The 12584-nt window shown below is 60.0% G+C and carries 14 protein-coding genes; 5 read left to right on the forward strand and 9 right to left on the reverse strand.

Annotated features, from left to right (window positions below; translation table 11 throughout):
* Positions 1-9 precede the first annotated feature (9 nt).
* Complete coding sequence (locus ACR0MV_RS02860; protein ID WP_480700912.1) at positions 10-435, forward strand: VOC family protein; 426 nt, start codon at positions 10-12, stop codon at positions 433-435.
* A gap of 7 nt (positions 436-442) precedes the next feature.
* On the opposite strand, the gene ACR0MV_RS02865 is transcribed toward ACR0MV_RS02860, so the two are convergent.
* The 4 genes from ACR0MV_RS02865 to ACR0MV_RS02880 are packed head-to-tail and all read right to left on the reverse strand — an operon-like array spanning position 443 to position 2536.
* On the reverse strand, positions 443-742 hold the full coding sequence (locus ACR0MV_RS02865; RefSeq protein ID WP_480700913.1) for a putative quinol monooxygenase: 300 nt from the start codon (positions 740-742) through the stop codon (positions 443-445).
* Positions 736-1239 (reverse strand): N-acetyltransferase family protein, encoded by a 504-nt coding sequence (locus ACR0MV_RS02870; protein WP_480700914.1) that lies wholly within the window; start codon positions 1237-1239, stop codon positions 736-738. The genes ACR0MV_RS02865 and ACR0MV_RS02870 overlap by 7 nt, the downstream gene beginning before the upstream one ends.
* Before the next feature lie 2 nt (positions 1240-1241).
* Complete coding sequence (locus ACR0MV_RS02875; protein ID WP_480700915.1) at positions 1242-1907, reverse strand: alpha/beta hydrolase; 666 nt, start codon at positions 1905-1907, stop codon at positions 1242-1244.
* Entirely contained in the window at positions 1904-2536 is a 633-nt protein-coding gene (locus ACR0MV_RS02880; protein ID WP_480700916.1) for a DNA-3-methyladenine glycosylase family protein, read from the reverse strand. Before ACR0MV_RS02880 ends, ACR0MV_RS02875 begins: the two co-directional genes overlap by 4 nt.
* Before the next feature lie 99 nt (positions 2537-2635).
* Between ACR0MV_RS02880 and ACR0MV_RS02885 the strand changes: the two genes are divergently transcribed.
* Entirely contained in the window at positions 2636-3853 is a 1218-nt protein-coding gene (locus ACR0MV_RS02885) for an MFS transporter (protein WP_480700917.1), read from the forward strand.
* 5 nt (positions 3854-3858) lie between these two features.
* On the opposite strand, the gene ACR0MV_RS02890 is transcribed toward ACR0MV_RS02885, so the two are convergent.
* From ACR0MV_RS02890 to cysS, 3 genes are read right to left on the reverse strand one after another with little or no spacing between them, the layout of a single operon-like run.
* On the reverse strand, positions 3859-4641 hold the full coding sequence (locus ACR0MV_RS02890) for a squalene/phytoene synthase family protein (RefSeq protein WP_480700918.1): 783 nt from the start codon (positions 4639-4641) through the stop codon (positions 3859-3861).
* Positions 4638-6272, reverse strand: coding sequence for a citramalate synthase (cimA, locus tag ACR0MV_RS02895; protein ID WP_170424591.1), 1635 nt, complete (start codon positions 6270-6272; stop codon positions 4638-4640). The genes ACR0MV_RS02890 and cimA overlap by 4 nt, the downstream gene beginning before the upstream one ends.
* Positions 6272-7669 carry a cysteine--tRNA ligase gene (cysS, locus tag ACR0MV_RS02900; protein WP_170424589.1) on the reverse strand — a complete coding sequence of 466 codons (1398 nt, stop codon included), beginning with the start codon at positions 7667-7669 and terminating at the stop codon, positions 6272-6274. Before cysS ends, cimA begins: the two co-directional genes overlap by 1 nt.
* Before the next feature lie 217 nt (positions 7670-7886).
* On the opposite strand from cysS, the gene ACR0MV_RS02905 reads away from it, so the two are divergent.
* On the forward strand, positions 7887-8231 hold the full coding sequence (locus ACR0MV_RS02905; RefSeq protein ID WP_480700919.1) for an MmcQ/YjbR family DNA-binding protein: 345 nt from the start codon (positions 7887-7889) through the stop codon (positions 8229-8231).
* A 57-nt stretch (positions 8232-8288) separates the two neighbouring features.
* A complete protein-coding gene (locus ACR0MV_RS02910; RefSeq protein WP_170424584.1) occupies positions 8289-9476 on the forward strand; it encodes a pyridoxal phosphate-dependent aminotransferase in 1188 nt (395 codons plus the stop codon).
* A gap of 6 nt (positions 9477-9482) precedes the next feature.
* On the opposite strand, the gene ACR0MV_RS02915 is transcribed toward ACR0MV_RS02910, so the two are convergent.
* A complete protein-coding gene (locus ACR0MV_RS02915; RefSeq protein WP_170424578.1) occupies positions 9483-10001 on the reverse strand; it encodes an outer membrane protein in 519 nt (172 codons plus the stop codon).
* Between the two features lie 416 nt (positions 10002-10417).
* Here ACR0MV_RS02915 and ACR0MV_RS02920 point away from each other — a divergent pair, with 416 nt between their 5' ends.
* A complete protein-coding gene (locus tag ACR0MV_RS02920; protein ID WP_170424575.1) occupies positions 10418-11962 on the forward strand; it encodes a trimethylamine methyltransferase family protein in 1545 nt (514 codons plus the stop codon).
* Between the two features lie 56 nt (positions 11963-12018).
* On the opposite strand, the gene ACR0MV_RS02925 is transcribed toward ACR0MV_RS02920, so the two are convergent.
* Entirely contained in the window at positions 12019-12264 is a 246-nt protein-coding gene (locus ACR0MV_RS02925) for an EF-hand domain-containing protein (RefSeq protein ID WP_170424573.1), read from the reverse strand.
* Between the last annotated feature and the right edge of the window lie 320 nt (positions 12265-12584).

Here is a 12584-nt window from a genome sequence, read left to right on the forward strand (position 1 = left end):
GGTTAAGGCATGAAGGTCACCCGGACCATACCGCCGCCCGAGGGCATCCTGGAAGCCGCGCTTTATGTGGATGATCTGGACGCGGCCGAGAAGTTCTATGGGGACATCCTCGCCCTTGAGCGAATCCAGCGCGTCGCAAACCGGCATGTGTTTTATCGGGTTGGAGCAGCAGTGTTGTTGCTCTTCAATGCCGACGAAACAGAACAGCCGCCGGGGAACCCGGACCTGCCGGTTCCGCCGCATGGCGCGCGCGGACCGGGGCACGTTTGTATGACCCTGTCGAGAAATCAGATCGAAGAGATGCGCAAACACCTGCTTGAATGGAACGTACCTGTCGAGGCCGAGTTCGATTGGCCAAATGGCGCGCGATCACTGTATATCCGAGACCCCTCTGGAAATTCGGTCGAGTTCGCCGAAGGCCACTTGTGGGACTGACGTCCTATCACAGCGGCAGCTTCTCACCGCCCACAACGCGGTAAATCTCGCTGGAGGTGACGCCGACTTCACCCAAAACAGCCTGAAACTCGGCCATATGCGGGGTGATGAAATGTGCCTCAAGCGCGGTTTGGTCCTGCCACTCATCATACACGCGGAACCGGTTTGCGTGTCCGAGGATCTGGCTGAACTCATAGATCAGACAGCCGGGCTCTTTCAAAGTTTCCGCAACCATGCGCTTCGCCGCTGCCACAGCTTTTTCTACGCCATCCGGCGACACTTCGACTGTTCCTGTGACAATCAGCATGACCTGCCCTTTTTCAACTCGAACCGTTTGGAAATTCTGTCGACGGGTGTCCCGTCGCGCAAGGCGACGCCGTACGCGACCGAGTAATCGCGAAAACCCATCTTGTCATAGTAGCTCAGCCCCATCCGATTATCGGCCCGAATGGTGGCATTGATCGCAGCAAACCCAAGGGCTGCCGCACGAGTCGCAGTCTCTGCAAACAAAGCGCGCCCTGCCCCCTTCAACAACGGCGCACGTCGCGTGAACGTAGCAATATCGGCGCAGTCCTCGGGCAGGTCGTCATGGGTGCCCAGCCATTGAAAACCGGCCACCTCGCCCTGATCGTCCAGGGCGACGTGGCAACAAATCTTGTCTGCTCCGCTCAGATAGACCTGAGCAAACAACGCCTCAGAGAACGGAGTTTCAAACGCGGTTGTCCCGCCGATCGCTATGATATCGTTGAGGATCTGGCAGGCGACTGCCACATCCTCTGGCATCATGGGGCGGACCGCGATCATCGTTACAGGCTCAACTTGTCGCGCATGAAAGCGAGCGCGACGCTCAGGCCGTCCGGGGCAATACCATGGCCGGTGCCCTTCATGACATGGGCATAGACTTCCTGAAACTTGGCGGCCTGCAAGGCTTCTGCCGCTGCGGGCAGTGACTGCGGCGGCACCACGTCGTCCATGTCACCATGCACCAGAAGAACTGGCATCCGGCTTACGGTTTCATCCGGCAGCAGGTCTGGTTCCAACAGGCGGCCCGAGAAGGCAACGATCCCCGCAATCGGGTCCTCGCGGCGCGGAGCAACATGCAGGCTCATCATTGTACCCTGACTGAAACCGAAAAGAACAACCTGTTCGGGCAGCACATCCTCATCGACCATCAGCGCATCAAGAAATGCGTTGAAATCCTCGACCGCCATTTCCATGCCGCGGCGCGCCTCTTCCTCGGACGATCCATCGATCCATGGGATCGGGAACCACTGAAACCCGTTCGGCATTCCGGGGATCTGCTCGGGCGCGTCCGGCGCGACAAACAGTGTGTCCGGCAAATGCTCGCCCAGCGGATCGGCCAGCCCCAGCAAATCGGCACCATTGGCCCCATAGCCGTGCACGAACACCACGACCGAGCGTGTGTCGCCCGAAACCGGCTCTTTTCTGAGCGCATTCAATACCCGTGTCATCTGATCCCTTCTCGTTCTTTTGCAACCCGGTAATAGGCCCACAGCACTCGCGCCGCAACCGACCGCCAAGGTGACCAATCCTCAGCCATTTGACGCAGTTGTTTGTCGGTCGGCCGTTCCGGCAGGTCGTAGAGGATGCGCGCGGCCTCTTGCAGGGCCAAATCACCGGGCGCGATCACGTCTGCACGGCCCAGTGAAAACATCGCGTAGATCTCAGCCGTCCAGACGCCAATACCCGGCACCTCGGTCAGGATGGCAACAACATCTTCATTAGAAGCGACGCGCAACGCCTTGTAATCAATGCGCGCTTCGGCCAAGGCGCGGGCATAGCGGATCTTCTGCCGGCTCAGCCCGACTGCGCGCAAATCGTCGTCAGTCGCCCACATGATTTTGCGCGGGCCGGTCAGCTTGGCCTCTTGCAACCTTTTCCAGATCGCGTTGGCCGACGCCACACTCACCTGCTGACTGACAATCGCACTGAGCAGTTGCGCAAACCCATCCGGGCGGCGGCGCAGTGGCAATGGCCCGGTCAGATCCATCGCATTAGCCATGCGCGGACAAGTTTCAGCCAACCATGCGGCCCCTTCCGCAACGCAGTCGGGTGTTTCGATGATCCGTCCAACGGACATGTGCCCTCCGGGGCCAGAATACGCACCGGCACGTTAGGCCGCTTTGCCGCAGATGCAACCCGCTTGTGCACAATCGTTTTCGCCGATACGCATGTCCCCATGACAATGATCACCGCCACCCCGGACGACCGCCAGGCCAAACGAAACGTCACTGTTCTGGTGGCCGCCCAAGCCGTGCTTGGGGCGCAGATGCCGATGATCTTCATCGTCGGAGGGCTGGCCGGTCAGTCCTTCGCCACGAATGCCTGTCTTGCGACGCTACCCATCTCGCTGATCGTTCTGGGATCAATGCTGGCGGCAACCCCGATTTCAGCCATCATGCAGCGCTGGGGTCGCCGGGCCGGGTTTCTGGTCGGAGCCACCGCCGGCGCTTGCGGCGGTGTAGTTGGGGCCTACGGACTATTCTTGGGGTCGTTCCCGGTGTTTCTGCTGGGCAGTCTGTTGACCGGCATCTACATGAGCGCGCACGGGTTCTATCGTTTCGCCGCCGCCGATACAGCGTCAGACGCGTTCCGGCCAAAGGCGATTTCCTATGTCATGGCAGGCGGACTGGCGGCAGCCATTATCGGTCCTCAGATCGTCAAGATGACCTCGACCGCCTATGTGATCCCATTCCTGGGCACTTATCTGGCCGTCATCGCCGTAAACGTCATCGGTTCGGTCCTATTCTTCTTTCTCGATATTCCCACGCCGCCTAAACCTGCAGAAGATGCACCCAAAGGCCGGTCGCGCCTTGAGATGCTGAAGACCCCGCGCATCGCTGTCGCCATCATCTGCGCGATGGTATCCTATGCGCTGATGAACCTCGTGATGACCTCGACCCCTCTGGCGGTTGTAGGCTGCGGTTTCAGCGCCAATGACGCTGCAGATGTGGTCACCAGCCACGTTCTGGCCATGTACATCCCCAGCTTTTTCACCGGACAGCTGATCGCACGTTTCGGCGTAGAGAAAATCGTGGCCCTAGGGCTGGCCATACTAGCTGCCGCAGGGGTCGTCGCCTTGCAAGGTGTCGAACTGGGCAACTTCTTTGTCGCGCTGATCCTTCTAGGGATCGGGTGGAACTTTGGCTTTATCGGAGCAACCACGATGCTGGCCGACAGCCATGACGTGAGCGAGCGGGGTCGGATGCAGGGCTTGAACGACCTTTTGGTATTCGGCGGCGTAACCTTCGCGTCGCTGGCTTCGGGCGGGTTGATGAACTGCTCAGGCGGCTCGCCGGTCGATGGCTGGACTGCGGTGAACGTCGCGATGGTGCCGCTGCTAACCCTTGCAGGTGGCGCGTTGCTGTGGCTGACGATGCGCCCCCGCACGGCCTGACACGGTCACCAGCGCCCCGTCACAACCTGAGCCATCAAAGACAGCCTGCGGCGCATCTCGCCACAGCCAAGCGCCCCAGCCGCCACTCGATCCGGGCGCGCCACGGCCTGTTTCAGGATCACTCCGGCCTGCCACCCCGCATGCAACGCCGGACTTGCCTGGGGCGAGACCGCAATACGGTTCGACCGGGCCCGGTTCAACCGATCCAAGGCGTTTTGGGCCAGCTGCCGCACGCCCTCGGGCGTACCATCCAGCAACGGAATACGCCCGCGCGCCTCAAGGTCTGGGATTGCACGCAGCCAATTGGCGACACCAACCCCATAACCAAAATCACGCAGGACATCTTCGTCTGCCGTTCCCAAAGCCTGCGCTGAAACCACCATCAGTGTCCCTGCGCTGTGGTTGATATAGGCGTCAAAGTGATCCTGATCTTCGAACGGGTCGCGGTAGATGTCCCAACGCCTTACGGCCACATATTCATCCATCATCGCCGCAAGATGCGGTGACAACACGCGCGACAATGGGGTCACAACCTCGTGCCGTCGGACAGTCGGCCCCTCGGCAATCTCTTGCAGCGCGTCGCGCCACCATTGCAGGCGCATTTCAGCGATCATCGGCTCTTGCGTGACCCAAGGTGCGCGCGCAATTTCGATATTGAGTGCATAGATGGGAAACAGAACCGACCGCACTGAAACCGGTGCCGCCATCGCCGCCATAAACCGGTCGGGATCGGACCGGTGCAACAGCGCGGCACAGGCCTTTACGTCGTCATCAAACGGGCCGCTCACTCGGCCACCACGGCCTGAGGGCCGCAATCGCGCACCAGCTTCCAGTGGATTGCGTCCAGAAGCGCCTCGAACGAGGCATCGACTATGTTCGCGCTGACGCCCACGGTCGACCAACGCCGCCCCTGCCCGTCCTCGCTGTCGATGATGACACGGGTCACGGCCTCGGTACCGCCTTGAGTAATGCGCACCTTGAAGTCCACAAGGTGCATGTCGTCCAGTATCCGTGAATATTGCCCCAGATCCTTGGCCAGCGCCTTGGCCAGCGCGTTCACCGGCCCCCGGTCACTGCCATCGCCATCCAGCGACTCGCTGACCGACAGCTTTTTCTCACCATCGACCTTCACCACGACGACCGCCTCGGACAGGCTGACCATCTTGTTGTACTTGTTCTTGCGCCGCTCGACGGTGACCTTGTAGCGCTTTACCTCAAAAAACTCGGGCAGTTGCCCCAACTCGTCCCGCGCCAGCAGTTCAAAACTGGCCTGAGCGGTGTCGTAGGAATATCCATCCGCTTCACGCAGCTTGATCCGCTCGAGGATTCGGCCAAGGGCGGGATCGCCGGCTTCGACGGCCAACCCGGCCTCGGTCAACCGTTTACGCAGGTTCGATTGCCCCGCCTGGTTCGACATCGGAATGACCCGTGCGTTGCCGACCGATGCCGGGTCTACATGTTCATAAGTCGTAGGGTCCTTGAGGATCGCACTGGCATGCAGCCCGGCCTTATGTGCAAAGGCCGACGCGCCGACATAGGCCGACTGTTTGCTGGGCACCCGGTTCAGGATGTCGTCCAGCATCCGGCTGACACGTGTGAGGCTCGCCAGAGCCTGTGCGTTGACGCCAATGTCAAAGGTCGAAGCATAGGGTTCTTTCAGAACCAGTGTCGGGATCAAAGCGGTCAGGTTCGCGTTTCCACAACGCTCTCCCAACCCATTCAATGTCCCCTGAATCTGTCGCGCGCCCGCGTCGACCGCCGCCAGCGAGCAAGCCACCGCGTTTTCGGTGTCGTTATGGGTATGGATACCCAGCCGATCGCCCGGCAAACCCGCTGCGATCACCTCGGAGACGATCCGCGACACCTCAGCGGGCAGCGCGCCACCATTGGTGTCACACAGCACAACCCAGCGGGCACCAGCCTCCAATGCGGCGCGGCAAACGTCCAGCGCATAGGCCGGATTGTCCTTATAGCCGTCAAAGAAATGCTCGGCATCAAACAGCGCCTCGCGCCCCTGCGCCACGATATGCGCGACCGAGGCCCGCACGTTCTCAACATTCTCTTCCAACGAGATCCCAAGCGCGTGGGTCACGTGATAGTCATGCGATTTACCGACAAGACAAACCGCCTGCGTGCCCGCGTTCATCACGGCGGCCAGCACGTCGTCATTCTCGGCTGAACGACCGGACCGTTTGGTCATCCCAAAGGCCGTCAGGCTGGCCGAAGTCTTTGGTGCCGCATCGAAGAACGCACTGTCCGTCGGGTTTGCCCCGGGCCAGCCACCTTCGATGTAGTCGACACCCAACTCATCCAGAGCCTGCGCAATCTGCACTTTCTCGGCCGTCGAAAACTGCACCCCCTGCGTCTGCTGTCCGTCGCGCAGAGTGGTGTCGTAGAGATACAGGCGGGTCTTGGTCATCACACCCCCTCCAACTTGGCCGCATCGAACCCGGTGCCGGGCACCAACTCGACGCCGTCCTTGCTCATGCGAACTTCCAGACCGGCCGCAAGATAGGCGGCCTTCAGTCGATCAACTTCCGAGAAATCCTTGCTCTGCATAGCGACCGCGCGGGCATCGGCCAGACGGTCCGCATGGGACGTCAGATCAACAGAATCCGTGTCCGCCCAAGCGCCCATTTCCGCAGACAAAAGACCAAGAACATTCGCACTGGCCAACAGCCCTGCCGCATCGCCCTCTGCCGCCAGGCGGTGAAGCTCGGTCAAGGCCCCTGCCGTGTTAAGGTCATCCCCCAGAGCCGCAACAACCGCAGGGGCCGCGCTGGCAGAGGGCTCGATGCCCGCTGTCAGCGCCCGCCACTTGCGCAGCGTCGCTTCTGCCTCGCGGGCCTTTTTCTCGGTCCAGTCCATCGGCTTGCGATAATGGGTCTGCAGGAAAACAAACCGGATCACCTCGCCTGGCACACCCTGTTCCAGCAGGTCATGCACGGTAAAGAAATTGCCCAGCGATTTGGACATTTTCTTGCCCTCGACCTGCAGCATCTCATTGTGCAGCCAGTACCGCGCGAAGCCCCCTTCGGGATGCGCGCAGCAGCTCTGGGCGATCTCGTTCTCATGGTGCGGGAACATCAGGTCATTGCCACCGCCATGGATGTCAAAGCTAGCGCCCAGCAACTCATAGCTCATGGCAGAGCATTCGATGTGCCAGCCCGGGCGGCCCCGGCCCCAAGGGCTGTCCCACCCCGGCAACTCATCGGTCGACGGTTTCCAAAGTACAAAATCCATCGGGTTCTTCTTGTATGGCGCCACCTCGACCCGTGCCCCGGCGATCATGTCATCGACCGAACGACCGGACAGCGCGCCGTATTTGTTTTTCCAACTGTCCACAGCGAACAGAACATGCCCCTCGGCTGCATAGGCGTGGCCTTTGGCGATCAAGTCCTCGATCATGGCGATCATCTGGTCGATATACTGCGTCGCACGCGGCATCTCGTTAGGCTCAAGCGCGCCCAAAGCGCCCATGTCATGCAGATACCAGCCGATTGTCTCATCCGAGCGTTCCTGTACCAGCTGTTCCAACGTGCCCGCGGCACCCGCTTTCTGTCGCGCCAGAGCAGTCGCGTTGATCTTGTCATCCACGTCGGTGAAGTTTCGCACATAGGTCACATGATCCGCGCCATAGACATGTCGCAGCAACCGATAGAGGACATCGAACACGACAACGGGACGCGCGTTACCGAGGTGGGCGCGGTCATAAACCGTGGGGCCACAGACATACATCCGCACGTTTTCAGGATCGATCGGAACGAAATCCTCTTTCGTCCGCGTCCGGGTGTTGTGCAGTTTGATCGTCGTCATCGGTCAGCTCCTAAGAACGGCAAAGCTTTTCGCGTTGGCGCGGGCTTAGCAACTTGTCTCAGAGATGAAAACGAAAGAAACCGGCCCGCTTGATAAATCAGCAGGAAATGCAGCAGATAATGATGCAGGTCATACGGTTCATGACGTCTCGCATAGCACGCAGGGCCGATTGAGCCAAGGCTTGAGTTTCAATGCCGCACGGCGCACCCTAGCGCCCATGAGCCGAGAATTGGTCAATTCGATCTGCCGCACCTTTCCGGGCGCCGACCTGTCGGATCCCTGGGGTGGCGGTCATGATGCCTGGAAGGTCGGAGGCAAGATGTTTGCCTGTATCGGTACGGCGAATGATGGCGTGTCGGTCAAAACCGCGGATATCGAGACCGCCCAGATGCTGATCGATGCCGGTGTTGGCGTCAAAGCCCCCTATTTTCACCACAGCTGGATTCGCCTGCCCTTTGATTGTGACGAGGATGAGATGCGCCACCGGCTGACCGCGTCGTATGATTTGGTGCGGGCCTCGCTGACCAAAAAACTACAAGCCACGTTACCGCTCCGAGACTGATTGACTTTTTCCGACGGCTCTGGCCCTGTCGGCCGAAAGACACGAGCGGAGCGGGCCATGAAACTGTCGCAGCGTATTACTCAACTGACCGGGGGCGGCAGCGATGGGTGGGATGTATTCTACCGCGCGCGCCGTATGATCAGCGAAGGGCATCCAGTCACCGAGTTGACGATTGGCGAGCATGACATTCGCACGGATCAAACCATCCTCGAAGCTATGGATCTTTCGGCACGGCAAGGCAACACAGGCTACGCTGTTGTTCCGGGCAACGATCTTCTGCGCGACACCGTGGCAGCGCGCGTTCAGGCCCGGACCGGAGTTCCCACCAGCCGCAACAATGTGCTGATCACTCCGGGTGGTCAGTCTGCGCTGTTCGCCGCGCATGTGGCTGTTTGCGATCCGGGCGATGTTGGCCTGTACCTTGATCCTTATTACGCCACCTACCCCGGCACCATTCGCGGTGCGGGTGCAACGGCTCGGGCGATTCAGACGTCGGCCGCGGATGCGTTTCAACCCCGGGCCGAAGACATCGACGCAGCAGCGGACGGTGCCGTGTCTCTGTTGATCAACACCCCGAACAACCCAACCGGCGTGGTCTATTCCCTTCAAACTCTGGAAGGAATCGCCGAGGTTTGCCGCAAGCGGGACCTCTGGCTGATCTCGGATGAGGTCTATGACACGCAGGTCTGGGACGGAGAACATATCTCACCGCGCACGCTGCCCGAAATGGCTGATCGCACGCTTGTCGTTGGTTCGATGTCCAAGTCGCACGCCATGACCGGATCGCGCTGTGGTTGGGTCGTTGGACCGGAAGAGGTGATTGCACATCTGATCAACCTCGCGACGCATACCACGTATGGGGTGCCCGGATTTATCCAGGACGCCGCCAGCTTTGCCCTGAACGCTGGCACTGATTTCGAAGAAGAGATCGCGGCCCCCTTCCGCCGACGCCGCGCGTTGGCGGTCGAGATTCTCTCTGCGCAAAACACGATCGGTTTGGTGCCTGCTCAGGGCGCGATGTACCTGATGCTGGACATCCGTGCGACCGGGCTCAGCGGTGAAGCCTTTGCCAACGCGCTGCTGGACACGCACGAGATTGCGGTGATGCCGGGCGAGAGCTTTGGCAAAGCCGCCGCAGGCCATATCCGTGTTGCGATGACGATCGAGGATGAACGCTTTGCCACGGCGCTGAAAACTATTTGCGATTTCGCGACAAGTTTGGCCGAAAGCGCAGCTGCCGAGTAACAGCGTTTAGAACCGGAAGGTCGTGCGCAGGTTGAACACGTTGGTGTCAACGCCGCCTTGGCTGCGTGTGACGTCATCAAAGTTTTGGCGCAGCGCCTCACCGCTGATGACAAAACTGTCGCCGATCGGATAAGCAAGCCCGATACCATAAACGGCGGCCGTGTCACTTTCAGGTGACGCATCCAGTCGTGCCGCACCTACGACCACATAGCCAAGCGCCGGTCCGAAATCGTAGCCGCCCCGCAGTTTCAGACGGGTCAGACTGTCGACGCTGCCTTCACCCTGCCCCAGATCCAGCGAGAGCCGGTTGTACTCCAGCTCACCGCCCAGAACAAAGTTGCCGAAGTCGTAGTCATATCCGACATGAGGGCCAAAGGTTGTGTCGTCACCGCCCGAGCCATTCGGGCCATCGACATCTGCGTAGCCAAAGCTGAACCCTGCGAATGCACCGGTCCAATCCTCAGCCATAGCCGGAGCAGCGCCAATTGCCAGGCAGGTTGTCACGAGGGCCTTTAGGGCTTTCATCAACCTCTCCAAAATTGCTTGCAGCTAGCCCGATCGGGATCGGGGGTCGTCACACAATAACTGGCTTGCAATCGTTAAAATTCCATTGCGATCACGGCGCACTCTTAAATAAGTGATAGAAGCATAACAGATTTTCCGGCATTCGGGAAAAAACTTTACCTAGCGGCAAGAACTGATGCGCCCAGGGCACAACACTTCGCTTTTGGACTGTCAGGTCGCAAACAGGACAGATTGTATGCCGTGGTATTGGAAGAGTGCGCCTCACCAGTTGAGGACCCGCATGCAAAGTGACGTTTGGAAGATTCGCCTGATCAGCCGTACCATTGGTGCGGATCGTGGGCGTGCCGCGCGGGGGCGGCCAGTTGCGGTCTGAGTACACTCACCCTGAACGTACTTATTCGACCGGACTTTAAACTATGAATGACCAAACCCGAAATTCATCGCGTAGCGGCGGCCGTGCCGCGCGTCGTGCTGCCCGTGCCACGGCTCTGCCGGAACATCTGCGCCCTATCCGCCCCGGTATGGAAGGCGGAACGCTGAAGGTTCTCACGCAGGCTCAGATCGAACGTATTCACGAGGCCGCCCTGACCGCGCTGGAAACCATCGGTCTGGCAGACGCACCGCAAAGCGGTATCGACTATCTCGTGGCAGCAGGCTGCACACTGGGCGACGATGGACGCATCCGCTTTCCCCGCGCTTTGGTCGAAGACACCATCGCCAAGGCCAATCGCTCTATCACCCTCTACAGCCGTGACGGAAAAAACGATCTGGAGCTGTCTGGCAAGCGCGTCCACTATGGCACCGCCGGGGCCGCTGTCAGCATGGTCGACGTGCATGGGCAAGAGTACCGCGACTCGACCCTTCAGGACCTGCATGACGCGTCGCGTATCTGCGAACAGCTTGAAAACATTCACTTTGTCCAGCGCCCCATGGTGTGCCGCGACATCGCGGACAACCTCGAGATGGACCTGAACACCGTCTACGCGACGACATGCGGCACGTTCAAACACATCGGAACATCATTTACCGAGCCCAGCCATGTGGCACCGGCAATTGAGATGCTGCACATGATCGCGGGCGGAGAGGACAAGTGGCGGGAACGGCCTTTCATGTCCAACTCGAACTGCTTTGTGGTTCCGCCGATGAAATTCGCGACCGAAAGCTGCGAAGTGATGGAAGAGTGCATCAAGGCCGGGATGCCGGTATTGCTTCTGTCCGCCGGCATGGCCGGGGCCACGGCACCCTCGACAGTCGCTGGCGCGATCACGCAAGCGACTGCCGAATGTCTGGCCGGCCTGGTTTATGTAAACGCCGTAAGCCCCGGTGCTCCAGCGATTTTTGGCACTTGGCCATTCGGTCTGGACCTGCGCACGGGCGCGATGTCCATTGGTTCGGGAGAGCAAGCGCTGCTGACCGCAGGTTGCGCCCAGATGCACCAGTTCTACGACTTGCCCGGCGGTGCCGCTGCTGGCGCCTCGGACGCGAAACTGCCCGATATGCAGGCCGGATGGGAGCAAATGTGCTCAAACGTCATGGCGGGCCTCTCCGGCCTGAACATGGTGTATGAGGCGGCCGGGATGCATGCCTCGCTGCTCGGGTTCTGTCACGAAAGCCTGATCCTCAGCGATGATCTGATCGGTCAGGCGCAGCGCTGTGTACGGGGGATCGAGGTGACGGACGAAACTCTCGCGCTGGATCAGATGGCTGAGGTGTGTCTGGGTGGACCCGGTCACTATCTTGGTACGGACGCAACGCTCAGCCGGATGCAGGCTGATTATGTCTATCCAACCTTCGGGGACCGGTCCTCGCCAAAAGAGTGGGTAGAACTCGGCAAGCCGAACCTGATCGAAAAGGCAGTCAAACGGAAAGAAGAGATTCTGGCCACCCCGTCTGCGGCCCGGTTCGATCCGCTTTTGGATGCTGAGCTACGCAGTAAATTTAACATTTACTTACCGGCGTAACCCATTGAAAATAAGCGGCCCGCGTGGGGTAGCGGGCCGCCGATGCCTTCGCGGGATCAGCCGTTGCTGGGCGGCAGCAAACCTGCTTCCTGCGCGACGGCAATTTCATCTGCGTCCAGCGACCCGTCGCCATTGGCGTCCATCGCCGAGAAACCGTCTGCGTCGACCTCGGGCAGAACGGCCTGTACCTCTTCTATGGTCAGAACTCCGTCGCCATTGGTATCCGCCGAGGACTGGGCCGTCGCCAGCGCTGGCAGGCTGAGTGCGAATGCGGAAAGGATTGCCAAGTTTTGCGGTTTCATTGTGATGCCTCCTGAGTGATTTTCAGTGTGTGTTTTGCGTCCGGACAGGAACCAAAAACACCGCATCCCGCACACTGTCACTCGCATTGAGGGTAACAGACGATTTCACGCCAATCTCCGCGTGTTTAGCCGAGTCGCGTCTGCGGCGAGTCGCTCGGCAAAATTCCCCCATCCCGCGTCGGCGGGACTCGCCCGACGGTAGATGTGCGATCCGGCAGAACTATGCCCAAACCGCCGCTCAAAGCTTGAAAAAAAGAAAGGGGGCCGAAGCCCCCTGTCAGTTTCGCCTTCCAGGCTCATTTCGTTGACCGCCCGGTGTT

The organism is Ruegeria sp. BC3 (genome assembly GCF_056539265.1).

Excerpts from the sequence above, each read along its gene's own strand:
- ACR0MV_RS02860 (WP_480700912.1), top strand. The coding sequence starts at position 10 with ATGAAGGTCACCCGGACCATACCGCCGCCCGAGGGCATCCTGGAAGCC.
- ACR0MV_RS02865 (WP_480700913.1), bottom strand. The coding sequence starts at position 742 with ATGCTGATTGTCACAGGAACAGTCGAAGTGTCGCCGGATGGCGTAGAA.
- ACR0MV_RS02870 (WP_480700914.1), bottom strand. The coding sequence starts at position 1,239 with ATGATCGCGGTCCGCCCCATGATGCCAGAGGATGTGGCAGTCGCCTGC.
- ACR0MV_RS02875 (WP_480700915.1), bottom strand. The coding sequence starts at position 1,907 with ATGACACGGGTATTGAATGCGCTCAGAAAAGAGCCGGTTTCGGGCGAC.
- ACR0MV_RS02880 (WP_480700916.1), bottom strand. The coding sequence starts at position 2,536 with ATGTCCGTTGGACGGATCATCGAAACACCCGACTGCGTTGCGGAAGGG.
- ACR0MV_RS02885 (WP_480700917.1), top strand. The coding sequence starts at position 2,636 with ATGACAATGATCACCGCCACCCCGGACGACCGCCAGGCCAAACGAAAC.
- cimA (WP_170424591.1), bottom strand. The coding sequence starts at position 6,272 with ATGACCAAGACCCGCCTGTATCTCTACGACACCACTCTGCGCGACGGA.
- cysS (WP_170424589.1), bottom strand. The coding sequence starts at position 7,669 with ATGACGACGATCAAACTGCACAACACCCGGACGCGGACGAAAGAGGAT.
- ACR0MV_RS02905 (WP_480700919.1), top strand. The coding sequence starts at position 7,887 with ATGAGCCGAGAATTGGTCAATTCGATCTGCCGCACCTTTCCGGGCGCC.
- ACR0MV_RS02910 (WP_170424584.1), top strand. The coding sequence starts at position 8,289 with ATGAAACTGTCGCAGCGTATTACTCAACTGACCGGGGGCGGCAGCGAT.
- ACR0MV_RS02915 (WP_170424578.1), bottom strand. The coding sequence starts at position 10,001 with ATGAAAGCCCTAAAGGCCCTCGTGACAACCTGCCTGGCAATTGGCGCT.
- ACR0MV_RS02920 (WP_170424575.1), top strand. The coding sequence starts at position 10,418 with ATGAATGACCAAACCCGAAATTCATCGCGTAGCGGCGGCCGTGCCGCG.
- ACR0MV_RS02925 (WP_170424573.1), bottom strand. The coding sequence starts at position 12,264 with ATGAAACCGCAAAACTTGGCAATCCTTTCCGCATTCGCACTCAGCCTG.